The 18,936-nt window shown below is 64.6% G+C and carries 16 protein-coding genes; 10 read left to right on the top strand and 6 right to left on the bottom strand.

What is annotated here, in order from left to right; all coding sequences use genetic code 11:
* Positions 1-140 precede the first annotated feature (140 nt).
* Positions 141-4,028, top strand: coding sequence for a ribonuclease R (rnr, locus tag E5Z01_RS03545; RefSeq protein ID WP_167757751.1), 3,888 nt, complete (start codon positions 141-143; stop codon positions 4,026-4,028).
* 58 nt (positions 4,029-4,086) lie between these two features.
* Here rnr and E5Z01_RS03540 read toward each other — a convergent pair whose 3' ends face one another.
* Entirely contained in the window at positions 4,087-4,914 is an 828-nt protein-coding gene (locus E5Z01_RS03540; protein ID WP_135228117.1) for a PIG-L deacetylase family protein, read from the bottom strand.
* A 123-nt stretch (positions 4,915-5,037) separates the two neighbouring features.
* Positions 5,038-5,253, bottom strand: coding sequence for a hypothetical protein (locus E5Z01_RS03535; protein WP_240738178.1), 216 nt, complete (start codon positions 5,251-5,253; stop codon positions 5,038-5,040).
* A gap of 59 nt (positions 5,254-5,312) precedes the next feature.
* On the opposite strand from E5Z01_RS03535, the gene E5Z01_RS03530 reads away from it, so the two are divergent.
* Both E5Z01_RS03530 and E5Z01_RS03525 read left to right on the top strand, forming a co-directional pair.
* A complete protein-coding gene (locus E5Z01_RS03530) occupies positions 5,313-5,933 on the top strand; it encodes a ParA family protein (protein ID WP_135228115.1) in 621 nt (206 codons plus the stop codon).
* Positions 5,934-5,947: 14 nt separating this feature from the next.
* Positions 5,948-6,187 (top strand): hypothetical protein, encoded by a 240-nt coding sequence (locus E5Z01_RS03525; RefSeq protein ID WP_135228114.1) that lies wholly within the window; start codon positions 5,948-5,950, stop codon positions 6,185-6,187.
* A 285-nt stretch (positions 6,188-6,472) separates the two neighbouring features.
* On the opposite strand, the gene argG is transcribed toward E5Z01_RS03525, so the two are convergent.
* Positions 6,473-7,807, bottom strand: coding sequence for an argininosuccinate synthase (gene argG / locus E5Z01_RS03520; RefSeq protein ID WP_135228113.1), 1,335 nt, complete (start codon positions 7,805-7,807; stop codon positions 6,473-6,475).
* Between the two features lie 81 nt (positions 7,808-7,888).
* On the opposite strand from argG, the gene E5Z01_RS03515 reads away from it, so the two are divergent.
* Together E5Z01_RS03515 and E5Z01_RS03510 are read left to right on the top strand one after the other, a co-directional pair.
* Positions 7,889-8,665 (top strand): hypothetical protein, encoded by a 777-nt coding sequence (locus tag E5Z01_RS03515; RefSeq protein ID WP_135228112.1) that lies wholly within the window; start codon positions 7,889-7,891, stop codon positions 8,663-8,665.
* Positions 8,662-10,158 (top strand): aspartate aminotransferase family protein, encoded by a 1,497-nt coding sequence (locus E5Z01_RS03510; protein WP_135228111.1) that lies wholly within the window; start codon positions 8,662-8,664, stop codon positions 10,156-10,158. The genes E5Z01_RS03515 and E5Z01_RS03510 overlap by 4 nt, the downstream gene beginning before the upstream one ends.
* Positions 10,159-10,524: 366 nt before the next feature.
* Here E5Z01_RS03510 and E5Z01_RS03505 read toward each other — a convergent pair whose 3' ends face one another.
* Complete coding sequence (locus E5Z01_RS03505) at positions 10,525-11,037, bottom strand: hypothetical protein (protein ID WP_167757750.1); 513 nt, start codon at positions 11,035-11,037, stop codon at positions 10,525-10,527.
* A gap of 39 nt (positions 11,038-11,076) precedes the next feature.
* Between E5Z01_RS03505 and E5Z01_RS03500 the strand changes: the two genes are divergently transcribed.
* On the top strand, positions 11,077-11,913 hold the full coding sequence (locus E5Z01_RS03500; RefSeq protein ID WP_135228110.1) for an alpha/beta fold hydrolase: 837 nt from the start codon (positions 11,077-11,079) through the stop codon (positions 11,911-11,913).
* On the opposite strand, the gene fdhD is transcribed toward E5Z01_RS03500, so the two are convergent.
* Positions 11,867-12,700: a formate dehydrogenase accessory sulfurtransferase FdhD gene (gene fdhD / locus E5Z01_RS03495; protein ID WP_240738165.1), complete on the bottom strand. Its 834-nt coding sequence runs from the start codon at positions 12,698-12,700 to the stop codon at positions 11,867-11,869. The genes E5Z01_RS03500 and fdhD overlap by 47 nt on opposite strands.
* Before the next feature lie 99 nt (positions 12,701-12,799).
* Between fdhD and E5Z01_RS03490 the strand changes: the two genes are divergently transcribed.
* The 4 genes from E5Z01_RS03490 to ppk2 all read left to right on the top strand — a co-directional run bounded on the left by E5Z01_RS03490 (position 12,800) and on the right by ppk2 (position 16,993).
* Positions 12,800-14,170 (top strand): MFS transporter, encoded by a 1,371-nt coding sequence (locus tag E5Z01_RS03490; RefSeq protein WP_135228109.1) that lies wholly within the window; start codon positions 12,800-12,802, stop codon positions 14,168-14,170.
* 231 nt (positions 14,171-14,401) lie between these two features.
* On the top strand, positions 14,402-14,803 hold the full coding sequence (locus E5Z01_RS03485) for a hypothetical protein (RefSeq protein ID WP_135228108.1): 402 nt from the start codon (positions 14,402-14,404) through the stop codon (positions 14,801-14,803).
* A gap of 76 nt (positions 14,804-14,879) precedes the next feature.
* Positions 14,880-15,674, top strand: a complete 795-nt coding sequence (locus E5Z01_RS03480; RefSeq protein WP_135228107.1) for a hypothetical protein — start codon at positions 14,880-14,882, stop codon at positions 15,672-15,674.
* A gap of 113 nt (positions 15,675-15,787) precedes the next feature.
* Positions 15,788-16,993 carry a polyphosphate kinase 2 gene (ppk2, locus tag E5Z01_RS03475; protein WP_135228106.1) on the top strand — a complete coding sequence of 402 codons (1,206 nt, stop codon included), beginning with the start codon at positions 15,788-15,790 and terminating at the stop codon, positions 16,991-16,993.
* 388 nt (positions 16,994-17,381) lie between these two features.
* Here the strand turns inward: ppk2 and E5Z01_RS03470 are convergent, their stop codons facing one another.
* Positions 17,382-18,896 carry a glycine--tRNA ligase gene (locus tag E5Z01_RS03470; RefSeq protein ID WP_135228105.1) on the bottom strand — a complete coding sequence of 505 codons (1,515 nt, stop codon included), beginning with the start codon at positions 18,894-18,896 and terminating at the stop codon, positions 17,382-17,384.
* Between the last annotated feature and the right edge of the window lie 40 nt (positions 18,897-18,936).

Raw genomic sequence — 18,936 nt, 5'->3', positions numbered from 1 at the left:
AAGCCCGAGGAAGCAAAGAGAGATGGGTCAGACCCTGTTCCCCGTGAGTGGAACGTCCACGCCGCGAAACAAGTGACTTCGCAGGCCAGCCGTTTACAGAATGTGTTGCTCACGGGCGCGTACTGACCATAGGTGCGTAAATGCCAAGAGTGAAAAAGCAGGACGCCGCACCGGAAGCCAAGGCCAGTGCATCGTCCAGTCCGAAAAAGAAAAAGTCGACATCAACTTCGGCAGACGCCGTGAACACCAACGAAGGGACTTTCCAGATGGAAGGGCCTGAAAGTGTGCCCGCGGCGGCGACGCCCAGGGCCACGAAGAAAAAAACGGCTACCAAAACGGTGGCTGTAGAGCTGCCCGCCGAGACGAAGAAAACCAGCCGGAGCCGCAAAGCCAGGGCTGAGGAAGTCAGCGCCGAGCGGGTCAGCAGCGAGCCTCAAGTTGCTGAAGAGCCGGTGGCTCTTAAGAGCCGTTCCAGAACCAGGAAGACGAAAGTAGCTGAAGTTCCCGTGATGGAAAGTCAGGCTGACTTGGACGTGGCTCCTGCCCAGCCGGAAGTGAACCCGGAAAGCGTTGACCGCCAGCCGCAGATGGAAGCGCTCGTGGAGGCGACCCACGAACTTGCAGAGGTCATTCCCCCCAGGCCCGCCAGAAAAGGCCGCAAGCCGAAAGCGGAAGCGATCCCCGTCGCTGAAGTCGGAGAACCGATTCCCGCACCCGTGGAGGCCACACCGGAACCGGTGATTCTTGAGGTTCCCAGGCCGAAAGCCACCCGTGGCCGCAAACCCAAAGCAGCGAAAACGGCGGAAATGCCAGCCGACCTGCCGGGGGTGCAGAGCGTGCCGGTCGAGCCGGAAACCCCGGCGCCGGCGATTACGCACACGACCATTACGCACACGACCAAGGAGTCCTTCGTGGATTCCCCGGCCGCGTTCGACGAGGAGTACACGCCAGCTCCCCAGGAGGCTGCCCAGCCCAGCCGCAGGAACCGCAAGCCCAAACGCACCAAAGAAACCGCTCAGGCGCCTGAACCAGAAGCCGTGGAGCCTGAAGGGGAAGAACTTCCCGACGCGAACCCGGAGCAGGACATCCTGATCGCGCAGTTGCGGAAACTGGGCCGACCTGTTCACGTGCGCGACCTGGAGAAGACTTTCACGCGCCAGACGCTGGAACGCCTGGGTGGGTGGCGAAACCTCACTGACTTGCTGGAAGAGCTGGTCGAGGCCGGTCAGGTCATTCGCACGCGCAAGAAAACCTACGGTCTGCCGGATGCCATGAGTCTGGTACGCGGGCGTTTTCAGGCCTCGCAGGCGGGCTTCGGCTTCGTTATCCCCGACAGTGGCGGCGAGGATTACTACGTCCCGGCCGACAAGACCATGGAAGCGTGGAACGGTGACATCGTGCTGGTGCGCATGGAAGGTCGCGGCGACACACGCGACAACCGTGGCGGACGCCGGGGCCAGAGAGGCGACGGCAACCCGCGGGCCAGTGTGGTTCGGATTGTTCAGCGGGCTTACCGCCAGCTGGTGGGCACGCTGGAATTCCAGCATGGTCACCCGATCCTGAAGCCGGACGACCACCGCGCCCGTCACCGTATTCTGCTGCTGCCCGACGGCCTGGAAGAGCTGGAAGGCGGCGCCCGGGTCGTGACTGAACTGTTCTGGCCGGAAACGACCGGTGAGGACGAGGTGTTTGGCCAGGTGACCCGCGTGCTGGGCACCGAGGATGACCCCTTCACCGAGACGGAAGCCGTCATTGTGAAGTACAAGCTGCGCGGCGACTTTCCGGACGATGTACTGGCGCAGGCTGAAGCGGTGCCGGTCGAGATTCCCGAGGAAGCCCTGGTGGGTCGCCTTGACCTGCGCGACTTCAACATCTTTACCGTGGACGGACGCGACGCCAAGGACTTCGACGACGCCATTCACATTCAGCCGGTGCCGGACGGGAACTTCGTGGTAGGCGTGCACATCGCGGACGTGAGCCACTACGTGAAGGAAGGCACGCCCCTCGATCAGGAAGCGTACGCGCGGGCCACCAGCGTGTACCTGCCGGGCCGTGTGCTGCCCATGCTGCCCGAGCACCTCTCAAACGGCGTGTGTAGCCTGGTGCCCCATCAGGATCGCCTGACCATGACCGCCCTGGTCGAGCTGTCGCCCGAAGGGGACATTCTGGACGTGAAACTTGCGCCCAGCGTGATCAACAGCAAGGCCCGCCTCACCTACGACGAGGTGCAGGCGTACAGCGAAGCCACCGCCACCCTGCCCGAACACGCCCGCCACCTGGAAGGCGACCTGCACCTGCTGCTGAAAATCACCACCAAACTGCGTCAGAAGCGCCTGCGGGAAGGGTCGCTGGACTTCAAACTGCGCGAAGTGAAAGTGGATGTCGGCCCAGACGGGCGCATGGAACTGATCCCCATCCGCGAGGAAACCGCGCGCGGCATGATCGAGGACCTGATGCTGCTGGCGAACAAGGTCGTGGCGCAGTTCCTCTTGCAGCGCGAGGTGCCGACCCTCTTCCGCATTCACGAGGAACCCACCCTGCAGCGCTTTCAGGACGTCAGCCAGGCGATTGGCCGGCTGGGATTCGCCTTCCCTGGCGGGGAGCCTACCCCGCAGGCGTACCAGGCAGTTTTGAAGCAGGTGCGCGGCACCCACCGCGAAAGCGTCGTGAACACGCTGCTGCTGCGTTCCATGCAGCAGGCCAAGTACGCGGGCGAGAACCTGGGCCACTTCGGCCTGGCGTTCGACGACTACCTGCACTTCACGTCGCCCATTCGCCGTTACCCGGATCTGGTGGTGCACCGCACCCTGAAAGCTGTACAAAGCGGCGAATTCAAGGCTGGCAACCGCAACCTGGCTCAGTTTCAGGCGCGGCTCCCCGGCATGGGCGAGCACACGTCCGACCGTGAACGCGCCGCCGCCGAGGCCGAACGCGACCTCACGAAGTACTACCAGTGCAAGTGGGCGCAGGAACACCTGGGCGAGAGTTTCCAGGGGAACGTGTCCGGCGTGGTCGCTTCGGGGCTGTACGTCGCGCTGGACAACGGTGTGGAAGGCAAGCTGCACATCAGCCACCTGGACGATGATTACTACGTGTTTATCGAGGACGCGCAGATGCTCAAGGGCCGCCGCAGCGGCAAGAGCTTCCGTCTGGGCGACCCGGTGGGCATCACCATTCAGGACGTGAAACCCCTGGCCCGCCAGATCGACCTGGTGCTGGCCGACCCCACCGACCCCGAGTACAAGCTGGGCCAACTGAAAGCCCCGCAGGAGAAAAGTATGGATACGGATACCCCCGTGAAACCCCGTGCCCGCCGCCGCGAAGACCGCGAGGCGGAACACCGCGAGAAATTGCAGAAAGTGCAGGTCAGCGCGCCGCGCAAGTTCACGCTGGACGACCCCAGCATTCAAACCAGTCCGCAAAGTGGCGCTCGCCCAAGTGGTGGCGGGTACACCCGCAGCCGCAGCGGACAGGGCCAGAACCGTAACGAGCAGCGTGGCGGTGGCCGGGGCGGCCGCCAGGGCAGCCCGACCTTCGGCGGCGTCAGCATGGGCGAAGGCGGCCAGAGCCGTTCGGGCGGTGGGTCATCTCGCCGGGTCATCACGCTGGAACGCCCCCGCAACGAGCACCTGCGCCCGGTGAACATCACCGTGCAGCGCATGTACTTTGGTGACTGGACGACCGACAACCTGCCCCCGGACGAAGGCCCCACTCAGGCCCGCGCGGGCCGTGAACGCGGGTACAGCCGCCACGAGCGCGGCGAGGGTGGCGGGCGCGGCTGGACTCGCGGCAACAGTGACCGTGGCGCCGTTCGTCACCTGAACGGACGCTCCGGCCAACAGGGGGGCCAACAGGGAGGGGGGCACCAGGGACAGGGCAGCGACCACCGCCCGGCTCCTGCGGCCGCACAAGCTCAGCCTGCCCAGGCTCAAGCCACCCAGACGAACGGAACCGCCAGCAGTGACGATGCCAAACGTCGCCGCCGCCGCCGGGGACGCCGCAACACCGGAAGCGCCCCCACCGAGTAAATAGAATTGACGAAGCGCCGCTCTACAGCGGCGCTTTTTTTATGGCACAAGCAAGCGCTCAGGCGTCCAGGTGCTCGAATTCGGGCAGGCCATCGAACAGGCCGCGCAGGGGGTAGCGGGTAAGGGGCGTGCGCGTTCCGCCAATGCTGAAGGACTCCACGCCGAGCAGGCGTGTTTCCATCTGCTCCCGCTCCTCGGGGGTCATGCGGCCCATCAGGCTGGTTTCGCCCATCTGGGTGCCGTGGGCAGCAAGCGCGGCCTTCTTGTTCGCGGCGTAAGCGCTGACATTCATTCGCACGGCGATGGTGGAGTCGGACACGCCATAGATTTCGGGCGAAAGGTTCTGGCCCATACGGGCAATGCCCTCGGCGGCCTGGATAGTCAGGGCGTTGTAGTACAGGCGCTGCGGCCCGCCGTCGGGAAGGTGGCCCGTGCTGAAAAACGCGGCCAGGGTCGCCCGGTGAATCTGCAGGTGGTCGATGTGACCGTACCCGCCGTGCGGGTCGAAGGTGACCATGACCTGTGGCTTCACCTCGGTGATCAGGGCGCGGAGTTTTGTTTCCACGTCGAACACGTTCACGTTCATCATGGCTTTCGGGTCATCAAGACGTGTGCGTTCATAGCGCCCGGAATCGTGGTAATCCAGGAACACGGGTTCCGGGATTTCCAGCGCCTGGCACGCGGCGCGCAACTCCTGCTCGCGCTGCTGGCCCAGGTCGTCCACGGTCATGCCTGGCACGGTAATTTTCCCGGCTTCGCCACGTGTGGCGCAGGCCAGCACGACTTTCACGCCTCTGCGGGCGTAGTGCGTCAGGGTGCCGCCCACGCTGAAGGCTTCATCGTCGGGGTGAGCGTAAACGGCCAGCAGCGTGGGAGTGGAGTTCATTCTGGACATCCTAGAGCAGTTCGCCGAATTCTGTCAGGAGTGGAACGTTATCCCGCATACTCCAGTGTTTCCCAATTCAATCGCGCCGCTCGGCCCAAAGCACCTCGCTCTTTGGGCAATGCTTTAGCGCTCCGCTTCCGCCAGGCGCAGGCCCCGCTGGTAAAAGTCGAGGCACTCGGCCGTCCAGGTTTCGTAAATGCGGCGGCGGTTCACGGCGTCGGCGGCTTCCAGCGCTTGCCCCAGCGCGCGGTAGAAGCGGCTGCCCTGTTCCTGCATGGAGCGGGCAATCCAGTAGGGTTCGGAGTCCAGAAGCTGCTGCAATGGTGTGTCTGTATTCACTGAACCCTTATCTTGCGGGGCTGACATGAGAACATGAAGGGTCTGGTAGTTTGAACGGCATGCCGAAAGTCATTGCCATCACATCCGAGAAGGGAGGGGTGGGCAAAAGTACCCTGGCTGTTCACCTCGCCGGAGCATTTCACGAACGCGGCCTGAACGTCATGCTGGTCGACGAGGACGGGCGCGTGGGCAGCAGCCTGCGCTGGGCGCAGAAAGCCGGGGAGCACGGCGGGCTGGGGTATTCGGTGATCCAGCCGGACGACGTGAAACCCAGAAAACTGGTGGATCTGGACGTGCTGGTCATCGACACCGAAGGCCGCCCGAAACGCAAGGAGCTGCGGCAACTGGCCGGCCGCGCCGACCTGATCCTGGTGCCGAGTGGCACGTCCGCCCTGGAACTGGAATCCACCCGTGAACTGCTGGACTTTCTGCGCGATGAGGGCGACGCCATGCGAAAGACCCGTGTGGCCCTGACCCGTGTGCCCCCGGTCGGTCACGCCGGAGAGGACGCCCGCGAAAGCCTGCGCGACGAGGGCTGGACGGTGAGCAATACCCTGGTCAGGCTGTACGCCGCCTACCAGAAAGCCGCCGAGGCCGGCCTGCTGTGCCGCGACATCCGCGACCCCCGCGCCGACACGGCCTGGGACGACATTCTCTCGCTTTCCCGCGAACTGCTGTGACTGGACATTGACCTGTGAGCCGCTTTGATTACCTGGAAGACACCGGCAAGAAGAAAAAGAAGAAGGGCAGCAAGAAAACCACTCCCGCCCCAGATGGCCGGCGCAAGACCGCTGCCGACGACAAAGCCGAAGCCGTGTACGTCCGCAAAAGCACCATCCGCGCGGTCTGGCGCGAGTACCGCAAGGACGGCGGCGAAAGCATGAGTGAACTGGTGGAAGACCTGCTGCTGCAGTGGCTACGCGACCGGGCCTGAGACCAACTCGGATTGAATCGTTTATAAAACGGTTCAATCCGAGCAAAACGGTTTCCAGACGTGGAGTGAGCACGCCGGTGATGTTCCGGTGGGTGAACGAAACAAACGGAATTCGTATGAGCGGACAAAATCTATGGTGGGTGAAGAGGGCGTCAACTCTCTCCACCCACCACTTTTGCCGGTTTCACCTTTGCTACCGCATGTAGGGCAGCTTCAGGAGCTACAACCTCGCATGCAGTAGCACGGCCTCACAGCCGCAACACGTTCTGGCACCGCTTGAATGCCCTATTCCTTCTTATCGCCTTCCAGTAGCGCTTTCACCTGTCCACCCGGCAGCACACCGGCCCTGGCATAGACCTCCAGTTTGGTGCGGGAATCCTCGATGTCCAGGTTGCGCAGCGACAGTTGCCCGATGCGGTCGAGGGGGCTGAACGCCTCGTCCTCCACACGCTCCATGCTGAGGCGTTCGGGGTGGTAGGTGAGGTTCGGGCTTTCGGTGTCCAGAATGGTGTAATCGTCGCCCCGGCGCAGTTCCAGCGTGACGGTGCCGGTCACGGCGCGGCCCACCCACTTCTGCAGGGTGTCGCGCAGCATCAGGCTCTGCGGGTCGAACCAGCGGCCCTCGTACAGCAGTCTTCCCAGACGGCGGCCCAGCGTGCGGTAGTTGTCCAGCGTGCCTTCGTTGTGAATACCGGCCAGCAACCTCTCGTAGGCGACGTGCAGCAGGGCCATGCCGGGAGCCTCGTAGATGCCGCGCGACTTGGCCTCGATGATGCGGTTCTCGATCTGGTCGTTCATGCCCAGCCCGTGCCGCCCGCCAATGGTGTTGGCTTCTTCGACCAGCGCCACCGGGTTGTCGAAGGTTTTGCCGTTCAGGGCGACCGGGAAACCTTCCTCGAAAGTCACGCTGACTTCCTCGGGCTGGATATCCACGCTGGCGTCCCAGAACTTCACGCCCATGATCGGCTCGACGATCTTCATGCCCTTGTTCAGGAATTCCAGGTCTTTGGCCTCGTGCGTCGCGCCCCAGATGTTGGCGTCGGTCGAGTACGCCTTTTCCTTGCTGGCGCGGTACTCGAAGCCGTTCTCGGTCAGGAATTCGCTCATTTCCTTGCGCCCGCCCAGTTCGCGCACGAAGGTCTGGTCCAGCCAGGGCTTGTAGATGCGCAGCCTGGCGTTCGTCATCAGGCCGTAGCGGTAGAAGCGCTCGATGTCGTTGCCCTTGTAGGTGGAGCCGTCGCCCCAGATGTCCACGCCGTCTTCTTGCATGGCCTGCACCAGCACAGTGCCGGTCACGGCGCGGCCCAGCGGAGTGGTGTTGAAGTAGCGTTTGCCGCCCGATTCGATGTGGAACGCGCCGCACATCAGGGCCACCAGGCCCTCGTGTACCAGCAGGTCGCGGCAGTCCACCGTGCGGGCCTCCTGTGCGCCGTAAGCGCGGGCGCGGCGGGCGATGTCCTCGTAATCGCTCTCGTCGGGTTGCCCCAGGTTCGCGGTGTACGCGTAAGGCACCGCGCCTTTCTTCTTCATCCAGGCGATGGCCGCCGAGGTGTCCAGGCCGCCAGAAAACGCAATACCAACCTTCTCGCCAACCGGAAGGGACAGCAGAATCTTTTCCACGAAGGGAAATTATAGGCGCTCAGGTCAGCCTGACTTCATCTGAGGTCAGGCAAGTGGGGATGGGCGCCTTACAGTGCGTGGATGCAGCAACTTCAACTGGACGCCCGGATTCGCGCCGCCCTGCAAACCGACGACCGAATACGCTTTGCGCTGTCTTATGGCAGCCTCACGCAGGGCAACGGTGACGCCTTCAGTGACGTGGAATACTACGCCTTCACCGAACAGGAAATGGAGGTCGTGCCGTGGCTGGCGCAGATGCTGGACGGCTCTGAATTCCAAATTCTGCATCAGGTCGTGAACGAGTTCGGAACGCCAAACATCACGGTGTCGGGCCTGATCCGCATTGAATTGCACGTCGCAAACGTCGCTGAGATGGGCGCTGTCCTTCACTGGCCAAACGAGCACATTCACCCTGAAAAGATGCTGGTCAAGGACAGAGACGGGCAATTACTCGCGCTGCTGCGGGAACTCGCCGCCAGACCCGGACTGAACCCGGCACAGGAAGCGCAACAGATTTTTGACCGCGCGCTGAACTGGCTGGTGTTCGGGTGGAATGTCCTGAGGCGTGGGGAGCGGGTCAGGGCGCTGGAACTGCTGCGCTGGCTTCAGGTAGCCCTGTTGCGGCTCGCGCGCTTGGCACACGGTCAGACGGCGCACTGGCTCAATCCGTACCGATTGGCCGAACAGGAACTTTCGCCGGCAGTGATGCAACGTTACGCGGCCCTCACGGACGGGCTTGACCAACTGGAGCGGTGTTACCGGGCGGCCTGGGCCTGGCTGGAAGAACTGGCCCATACACTCGGCCTTTACCTCGCTCCTGACTTTCGCCGGGAGTTGACCGTTACACTGGCGGAATGATCCGAGACTCCCACGAGTCTAAACTCGCTCCGGCCCACACCAGTGCCCGCCGTTTCATTCGCGCCGACGACGTGCTCTCCGAACGCTTCACGCCCGCCGAGGCCCGCCGCCTCGACCTCAAGTACGGCAACGAGGAACTGCTGTACGGCCTTGACCTGCTCGACCTGGCCGGGCCGTTTTACCGCGTGACGCCCTGGGAACTGGAGGACGAGCGCGGCGTGCGGCGCATCAACGCCTCCGGGTACGCCGCCGTGCCGTTCGGGGACATGCCGCCAGTCATCACCGAGTTCGTGCAGGAGTTCATGGAAAAAAACCGGGCTATGGCGCTGCCGCAGCAGTCGAGCAGCCCCTGGCGCGCGGCCTTGCAGGCCAACCTGGTAAACCTGCTGGCCCGCGAGTTGCCCAGCCACGCGGACGATCAGGTGTTCTTCTGCTCCAGCGGCACCGAAGCCATCGAGGGAGCCATGAAGTTCGCCAAGGCGTGGCGGCCCAGGGCCAAATACTTCATCTCCTTCGGCAGCGGTTACCACGGCAAAACGTACGGCAGCCTGAGCCTGACGCCGAATCCCGAGTATCAGGACGTGTTCCGCCCGCTGGTGCCCGGCGCCCTGACCAGTCCTTACGGGAATCTGGACGCCCTGCGCACCCTGATTCGCCGCGTCGGCCCGGACAACGTCGTGGCCGTGGTGGTGGAACCTATTCAGGGCGAGGGGGGCGTCAACATTCCCCCGCCCGGCTTCCTGAAGGGCCTGGGCGAGCTGTGCCAGCGGCACGGCATCGTGGTCATTGCCGACGAAATTCAGACTGGGCTGGGCCGCACGGGGCATTGGTTCGAGAGCGCCGCGCAGGGCCTCGACCCGGACATCCTCACGCTGGCCAAGCCGCTGGGGGGCGGCATGGTAGCGGTGGGGGCCACCATCGTGCGCCACCCCATCTACAAGAAGATGCTGGGCGGTCTGAGTTCGAAGCGGCACAGCAACACCTTCGGCGGCGGCGCCCTGGCGATGGCGGTGGGCCTGAAGTCGCTGGAATACCTGATCGACAACGACTTCCCGGCCCGCAGCCTGCACCTGGGCGAGCAGGGCCTGGCGCGTCTGCAAGCCCTGCAACGCCGCTTTCCGAAACTGTTCGAGACGGTGCGCGGTCAGGGCCTGCTGTTCGCCATGCAATTTCAGCCCATGGTGGGCCTGCCGCTGCCGGGCCTGCTGAAGGAACTGGTGTTCGAGGCCACCGCCATCCTGGCCCTGCGCGAGATTCACCAGGCCCGCGTCATGGCGAACCTTAGCCTCAGCAGCAAGCGCGTGGTGCGCCTCAGCCCCGCGCTGGACATGCCACAGGAACTCTTCAGCGAGATGTTCGACCGCATCGAGCGCTTCGCACAGATGAACTCCAGCAGCCGGCACCTGCTGACCAACACGCCCGCCAGCATGACCGCGCAACTCGCCGCGTTCGCCGCCACCAAACCCAAGAAGCGTACGCCCAGCGACGGGTGAGGTTTTGGGAGCGGTTGAGGTTCGTGCTTCCCCTCCCCCCCAGCCCCGCTCTGCAAGCAGGTCTACAGCTCTCCGCACCGGGGATATATCTTCGCCGCGCTGGGCGACCTGCGCGTTGACGCCAGACTCGCAAAAACATTGCCCCAAACCTGGTGGAGGGGGGAGTGTCGCTGCACTCGGCAGGTGGATGCTGTTTGCGGGAGCTGGCTCTGGGACGGGGCTTAAGGCGAGAAGGCTTTGTGTACGGAACGTCCGGGGACGGTTCCTATAGCCCGTGCGCTTCGCGCCCGACGGCCTCGGGCTGATGGGACGGTGAAGTTGTAGGGTGGGGTTTGGAGAAGGTGGCTGTCTCCCGCATTGCTGCACTTAGGCCAGGCCGCAGGAGCGCAGCAGCAGCATGTTGATTTCGTCACGGGAAAAGCGCCGGGCGCGGAGTTTCAGCTGGGGAGGCAGGTCGCTGAGGCCCTTCACGATGGGCACGAATTTGAAGTCGGGGCGGCAGATGAAGTCGCGCCCGGCGGTCAGGGCCACCGTGAAATCCAGTTGCAGTTCGTGGTGGGCGTCCAGTTCGCTTCTCAGCGGTGCAGGGTCGCCGCCCAGCAGGGCGATCAGGGCCGGGTGAACCTCGAAGCCGTCCTCCAGTTCGCGCAGGATGGGCGCCGTGTCGATGAACAGCCCCGCATTGGGCAGGGTGTACCCGCTGAGCTTGCGGCGGGCGGTTTCCGGGGTGTCGCCGCGCACCAGCGTCACGTCGCGCCCGGCCTGCTGCGCCCCGGCAATAACGCGCCACAGGTGCGTGAGGCTGCTGTAGCGCGCCAGTTGCACGTACCCGGCGGGTTGCGTGGGCACGGGGCGCGAGGCGGGGCGCGGGGTGGTCACCCGCGTATGCTAGCGGGAAATCTGGCATGCTGACGGAGCATGCGTTCACTTTTTCCTCGCCTGCAGGCCCGGTTGACCCGCTTTCCGAACGTGAGGCGGCCGGCCCAGGTGCGCTGGCGCCCCGCGCTGTTCGTGCTGCTGGGCCTGGTGCTTGGGTGGGCGGCGACGCTGGCGGCCCAGTGGGTGCAGCGCCCACCGCTGGTGCTGGGCCAGGAGGCCGTGAGTACGCCAGCCAGTCTGGCGGCCCGCGTGACCCTGCAGCAGGATGGCGGACATTTCATCAACATTCTGCCCGCCAGGGGCGAGGCGAAGACGCTGTTTATCTTCTATCCGGGGGGCCGGGTGCGCCCGCAAGCCTACGAGTGGCTGGGCCGCGCCCTGGCGCAGGACGGCGTGCAGACGGTCATTCCGGTGTTTCCCCTCGACCTGGCGGTGCTGGGCGTGAACCGCGCCGATCACCTGATCGACCGCTACGGCAAACGCAGGCGCGTTTTCGTGGGCGGTCACTCGCTGGGCGGGGCGATGGCGGCCCAGTATGCCGCGCGGCGTTCGCTGCGGCTGGACGGCCTGATTCTGGAGGCGGCCTACCCGCCGCGCAACACGTCGCTGCGGCGCACGAACCTGAAGGTGCTGTCGCTGCTGGCCGAAAGAGACGGCGTGGCGCGTCCTGCCGACGTCAGGGACGGCCTGAAGCGCCTGCCGCCCACCACAACCCTGACCACGCTTCCCGGCGCGGTTCACAGCTTCTTCGGACGGTACGGCCCGCAGCAGGGAGACGGCCTTCCCGCAGTGTCCCGCGCCCAGGCGGAAGCCTCGATACTGCAGGCGGTCAGGGCCTTTCTGAAAGAATCCGCTGCGGCGCAGAGTACACCGTGAAACGTCCCTCGCGCGTGAAGGCGCACAGCGTCACGCCGAAGGTCTGGGCCGTCTCTACCGCCAGGCTGGTGGCCGCCCCCACCGTGACCACCAGCGCAATCCCCGCCATGACGGCTTTCTGCACGATCTCGAACCCGGCGCGGCTGCTGACGCACAGCAGCTGATCGGTCAGCGGCAGGTGCTGTGCAGCGTGGCCCACCACCTTGTCCACCGCGTTGTGCCGCCCCACGTCCTCGAAAGCGTGCCGCAGTTCACCCCTGGCCGAGAACAGGCCCGCCGCGTGCAGGCCCCCGGTCGCGTGAAAGCCCGCCTGGGCGGCCAGCAACCGCTGCGGCAGACCCAGGATCAGTTCGGGTTCGACCGTTTCAGCCGTCCAGACCGGCGACCCGGCCCGGATCGCCAGCCGTTCGATGCTGCCCGTTCCGCACACGCCGCAGGCGCTGGACGACACCCCCAGGCGGGCGCCCGCCGCCAGCCGCGCGTACTCGGGCGTGAACAGGTGCCACACGTTCCGGTTTTCATCGTCCGGCAGGAGGTCAAACTCGGCGGGCAGCAGGCCCTCGGAAACCAGCCAGCCCAGCAGGAGTTCCCGGTCGTGCCCCGGTGTTCGCATCAGTACCGCCAGTGTGAGCGGTTCAGGGCCGCCTTGCAGGCGCAGTTCCAGGGGTTCTTCCACCGCCACGGCGTCGGTGAGCACCTGGCTGCCCTGCGGCGTCATTCGCCGCGCTTCAAGGAAGGTCACGGCGGCGTCACGCGGCGCAGGGGCAGGGGAGGGGGGCTCGGGCAAGGGGCCTTGTTCTAACACTTTTTGTGCCCAGACGGCGGTGATGGGTGACGGTGATGAAAGAATGAACTCCGCCTCCGCCGCGCGGCGCTAGCCTGACCTGTGACCGCGCCCGCCGACACCCTCCTGACCCCGCAGCAACTTCGTCTCAGACAACTGGCAACCATCGGCCTGATTCTGGGCGTCTTCCTGAACGCCCTGGAGGCCAGTGTAGTCTCGACGGCCATGCCCAGCGTCATCCGCGACCTGCGCGGCTCGGCGCTGTACGCGTTGCCCTTTGCGATCTACATGCTCTTCAGCACCGTCAGCAGCCCACTGTGGGGCCGCGCCTCGGACATCGTGGGACGCAAGCGGCTGTACCTGACCGGCATGGTGCTTTTTCTGCTGGGTTCGGCGCTGTGCGGCGCGGCGCAGGGCATGGGCTGGCTGATCGGGGCGCGGGCTTTGCAGGGGCTGGGAGCAGGCGCGCTGCTGACCATCAGCCTCACCATTGTCGGGGAACTGTACTCCTTGCAGGAGCGTCCCCGTGTGCAGGCGTTCATCAGCGGCGTGTGGGGCATCTCTGGGTTGCTGGGGCCACTGCTGGGCGGCTTTCTGACTGAACACCTGTCGTGGCGCTGGACGTTCTACGTCTCCCTGCCCTTCGGGGTGGCGGCCTTCCTGATGGTGGCCCGCTTTCTGCGCCAGACCGGCGTGCGCCGCGCCGCGCAGATCGACTGGCTGGGCGCCCTGCTGTTCACGCTGGGCAGCGGCCTGGTGATCTGGGGCCTGGAATTGCACCAGTGGCTCCTCGCCGGGCTGGGTGCGGCCATTCTGGTGGCGGCGGTGTTTCTGGAATTCCGCCACCCCAGTCCGCTGCTGCCCATTCAGGCGCTGGGCGAACGGGTCACGCGTGTGGCGTTCGCCGGGAATTTCCTGGGCGGCGCGGGCTACTTCGGCGTGATCGCTTACCTGCCGCTGTACGCACAGGGCGTCTCGGGCGGCGGGGCCACCGCCGCCGGCGCCATCCTGACGCCCATGCTGGTCGGCTGGACGCTCGCCAGCATTTTTGCCGCGCAACTCATGAAAAAGGTGCCGCTGGCGCGCATCACGCAGGCGGGATTTGCGGTGCTGGTCGCCATGTTCATCGCCCTGACCTTTAGCGTTCACTCGCCCCTGTGGGTGACCAGCGTGCTGGGGTTTTTCGTGGGCACTGGCATGGGCTTTTCCATGCTGACGCTGCTGCTGTCCGCGCAGCAGAGCGCTGGCAAGGGCGAACTGGGTGCGGTCACCAGCGGCGTGCTGTTCGCCCGGCAGATGGGTGGGGCGCTGGGGGTGGCGGTCATGGCCCTGCTGATCGGCGCGGCGGCCATCAGCACAGGAGGCGTGGAACTCGCAGAAGGCCTGCGCCGGGCGTACTTCCTGGCTCTGGGCGGCGTGGCGCTGGCCTTTTTGCTCAGCCTGCGCTTGCCGCTGGTGAACCCCCAACACTGAGGGAAGGGACGCAGAGCCCTCAGACTAGATGGTGCTGAGGCGAAACAGTCAGCGCAGCACCTCCAACTCTTTTCCGGCTGCTCAAGCATTGGTTGAATCCGAATCATCCTGCTAGCCGTGCGTGGCCTATCTCCACCTATTGTCCTTGACAAATTTGCCACCTTACCGTACGGTAAGTCAACACTGACCGATCGGTCAGCTCTGACTTGCCTTTCAAGGAGACTTATTCTCATGGACGAATTCATCATTCAGCCCGCTCTTCACTCCGCCGTCGGGGGAATCACCCTGCTGACCGCCCTCGTGACCACCGTGCTGACCTGGGTGGCCTTCCGCCGGAAAACCATGACCAGTGCCACCCACGCCGCCCTGATCACCCTGCAAGTCCTGCTGATGCTCCAGGCCGCCGTGGGCATCAAACTGCTCGACCAGGGCATGGGCGTCATCCAGAAGTACGTGCATTACCTCGGCGGCCTCGGCTCGGTCGGTCTCCTGATGCTGTTCTACTGGCTGCCGCGCAAGAGCGACGCCGAAACCTCCCGCAACGCCGCCTGGCTCACCACCGCCAGCCTGGCCTTCGTCGCCATGACCTTCTTCATCGGGCAGATGTTCGTGAAAAGCCAGATGAACGGCTGACCGCGCCCGCTCTATGGGTTCCCGCTCAAGGCCCGGCGGGAACTTTTTTCACGTTCACTACGTACCCTGTAAGCGTATGGCACCGCCTGTCCGCACCGTGATCACCGCCGCCAGGGCCGGGGCGAAGGTGGTCAATTCCCTCGTTTCGCCCGCCCAGCAACAGCAGATCGGCCAGACCGTCAACCAGTTCGGGCGCGACCCGTGGCTGCCGCAGAGTGCCACCCAGCAGAAACTCCGGCGCGGGGCCAGCGTCACCCGGCGCGGCCTGGGCCTCGCAACCCTGCTGGGCCTCAGTCTGCTGGGGGCCGTGATTATCGGCACCATTTCCCTGCTGCTGCTGATCTTCGGGGTGTTCCAGGGCAGCGCCGTGGCCGGCTGGCTGCTGGCTTTCACGCTGCTGCTTGGCCTGTTCGGGTTGATCTGGACGGCCCGCCGCGCCTTCACCCTGCTGAACCCACCCCCCGCCCCTGAAGTGCCCCTGGCGGACGCCCAGGCTGCCACCGACGGCGAACAGAACCTGCTGACGCTGCTGCACACCCACGAACGCGCCCTGCCCGCCCAGGCCCAGGGGGCCTTCCGTGCCACCGTGATCGCCACCCGCGACGCCCTGCGCGTCACCGCCAGCGAGAACATGCTGTCCCGCGAAGCTTTCGACGCCCGCCAGGCCGCCCGTGAAGACCTGCCGGAACTGCTGGACGCCTACCGCAGCGTGCCGCCCAGCCCCCACTCCGACCAGCAGTTGCTGGAGCAGCTCTCGCTGATCGAAGGCCGTATGCACACTGTGATTCAGCAGGGCCGTGCCGCGCAGGAGCGCCGCCTGAGCGCGGGCCGCCAGTACCTGGAAGACAAGTACACCCCACCCGAAGAATAGTGAATCTTGCCCTGACCGCCCCGGACGCCCTTGCTCCGGAGTGTCAAGTCCCTGAAGTCTTGCCACCGTGGGGCGTAAACTCACGGTATCCCGCTTCAGGAGGTCTGCTGTTCATGACGAATTCCCGCCGCACCAAGCGCCCCAATAACGTGAAACGCACCGCCGCCCCTCCTGCCGACGGCGAAGCGAGCGAGACACGTTCCCGGAACATCACGGCCCGGCCTGTCACGCAGGGAGACACGGTGTACGGTGCCACGCCGCAGGACACCGAGCAGCGCAGCGTGGACGCCCGCATGGACGCCAAGCTGGACGCGAAACTCACGGCCCTGTCGGACATCCTTCAGGCCGAACCCGCCGTGGAACTCGACGAACTCGCCAGCACCCTGCTGGGGGCCTTCAGCCCCGACGAGCAAAAAGCCCTGAACCGCGCCCTGAAGCGCCAGCGCCTCAGCGTCCGCGACCGCACGCCCAGCGCGAACCTGGATCGGGTGCTGAACACCGACGGCGGCAACGGCCTCTACCCGTACAAGTACCTGATGTCCCGCGAGACCTACGAGCACGAGAAATACCGCCTTCAGGTGGAACTCCTGAAACTCCAGGCCTGGGTCAAGGACACCGGGGCCAGGGTGGTCATCCTGTTCGAGGGCCGCGACGCCGCCGGCAAGGGCGGCACCATCAAACGCTTCATGGAGCACCTCAACCCACGCGGGGCCCGCACCGTCGCCCTCCAGAAACCCACCGCCGAGGAAGCCGGGCAGTGGTACTTCCAGCGTTACGTGCAGCACCTCCCCACCAGGGGCGAAATCGTGCTGTTCGACCGGAGCTGGTACAACCGCGCCGGGGTCGAGCACGTCATGGGCTTCTGCACCGGGGACGAGTACGTGGAATTCATGCGCCAGGCCCCGGAATTCGAGCGGAACCTGGTGCGCAGCGGCATCTACGTCATCAAGTTCTGGTTCAGTGTCAGCCGCGAGGAACAGCGCCGCCGCTTCAGGGAACGCCGCGTCCACCCCCTCAAGCAGTGGAAACTCTCGCCGATGGACCTGGCCTCCCTTGACCTGTGGGACGAGTACACCGCCGCCAAGGAAGCCATGTTCTTCCACACCGACACCGCCGACGCCCCCTGGACGGTGGTCAAGAGCGACTGCAAGAAACGCGCCCGCCTGAACGCCATAAGGTACGTGCTGCAACGCATCCCCTACGCCAACAAGGACGAGCGCAACATAGGCCGCCTTGACCCCCTGATCGTGGGCCGCGCCAACGTCGTGTACGAACGCGGCGAACGCCCCCGCAGCCTGCAACCCAAAATGAAAGGCTGAGGGCTGATACGGTTTCAAATTGAGTCCCGGACATGTCCGGGCGCAATTTTGCGCGGAGCGCATGGAAAAAATACGGTTTTAAGGAGATGGACGGGCATCCGGCGCCTTTCCGGATGTTCGGGAATCGGATTAAAACCGTATGAACACATTAAAAATCCCCGCTCAAGGCTGGGTATTTTCTCCTTCTTTCTCCTTCTCACTCTGTTCGGAAAAATAGATTAGATGCGCAATCTATTTTTCGGAGTGGTAAGTAGCTGGCGGGTGAAGAACAGGGTATGCCCTGTTCAAACCCCGACCGGAGGGAGAAGCCAAAAGTGGCTGGCGGGGGAAGTGGAGGGCATTCGGGCGCTTTCCCCGGACGCCCGTAACTGTACCCGCCAGCCACTTATCAGCGCAGTTTGGCCTGAATCCACCCGGCCAGTTCGCTGATCTTCACGCGCTCCTGACTCAGCGTGTCGCGGTCACGGACGGTCACGGTGTCCACCAGGCTGGCGTCCTCACCTTTGCCCACGGTATCGAAATCCACGGTGACGCAAAACGGCGTGCCCACCTCATCGTGGCGGCGGTACGCCTTGCCGATGTTGCCGCTGTCCTCGTACAGCACGCGGCCCAGGCCCAGGCTTTGCAGCTCGGCCTTGATAGCTTTCGCCACGCTGGTGATTTCCTCCTTGTTGCGGGCCAGCGGAATCACCGCAACTTTAATGGGGGCGAGGTGCGGCTTCAGCTTCAGCACAATGCGCTCGTTGCCGTTTTCCAGTGTCTCCTTCGTGAACGCCTCGGACAGCACCGCCAGCATGGCCCGGTCGACCCCCGCCGAAGGCTCGATCACGAACGGCACCACGGGCTTGTTCGTCTCCGGGTGCGGAATGGTCAGCTTGGCGATGGAGTCGGCGTTTTCTTCCACCTTCGCCACCAGGCCCAGTTCGCCCTGCGCCTTGGTGTGCGAGCCGAGGTCGTAATCGCTGCGGTTGGCGATGCCCTCGATCTCCTCGTGGCCCAGGGTGGGGTAGTCGTACATCAGGTCATACGTCCGCTTGGAGTAGTGCGCCAGGTCTTCCTTGGGTACGTCCAGAATCTCGATCTTGCTTCTGGGGACGCCCTGGTCTTCCCACCATTTCAGGCGCTTTTCCAGCCAGTGCTCGTGCCACTCCTCGTCGGTGCCGGGCACCACGAAGAACTCGATTTCCATCTGCTCCAGTTCACGCACCCGGAAAATGAAGTTGCGGGGCGTGATCTCGTTGCGAAACGCCTTCCCGATCTGCGCGATCCCGAACGGCAGGCGGCGGCTGGTGCTGTCCACCACGTTCTTGAAGTTGGTGAAGATGCCCTGCGCGGTTTCTGGGCGCAGGTAACCGTAAGACTCGTCGTCCGCGACGGGGCCGATGGTGGTCTTGAACATCATGTTGAACGGCTTGGGTTCCGTCCACTCGCCGACCTCGCCGGAGAAGGAGTCGCGCACGCCCGCGTCACGCAGCGCCTGCGAAGCCTGCGCCGGGTTCGCGTTCAGCGCGGCGACCAGCGCGGCGAAATTCTCCACGCTCTCGCCCATCGACTCGGCCACCCGCGCCTGCACGTCGGCCTTCTGATCCTTCAACAAATGATCCAGGCGATACCGCTTGTTGTTCTTCTTGTTGTCCACCATCGGGTCGCTGAAGGTCGCCTCGTGACCGCTGTGGCGCAAGACCATGCGGTGCATGATGATGCTGGCATCCAGCCCCTCCATGTCGTCGCGCTCGTACACGTTGCTGCGCCACCACGCCGCCTTGATGTTGTTCTTCAGCTCCACGCCCAGCGGGCCGTAATCGTAGAACCCCTGCAACCCACCGTAAATTTCGCTGCCCTGAAAAATAAATCCACGGCGCTTACACAAACTGACCAGTTCTTCCATCGATCCTGCGGGCATTCCGTTCTCCTCCCGAGCAAAGAAAAAAAATCCCCAGACG

Origin of the sequence: Deinococcus fonticola (assembly GCF_004634215.1) — a bacterium.
Taxonomy (GTDB): Bacteria; Deinococcota; Deinococci; order Deinococcales; family Deinococcaceae; genus Deinococcus; species Deinococcus fonticola.
The sequence above is the reverse complement of the archived record's forward strand: the minus strand, read 5'-3'. Positions and strand labels throughout refer to the sequence as shown.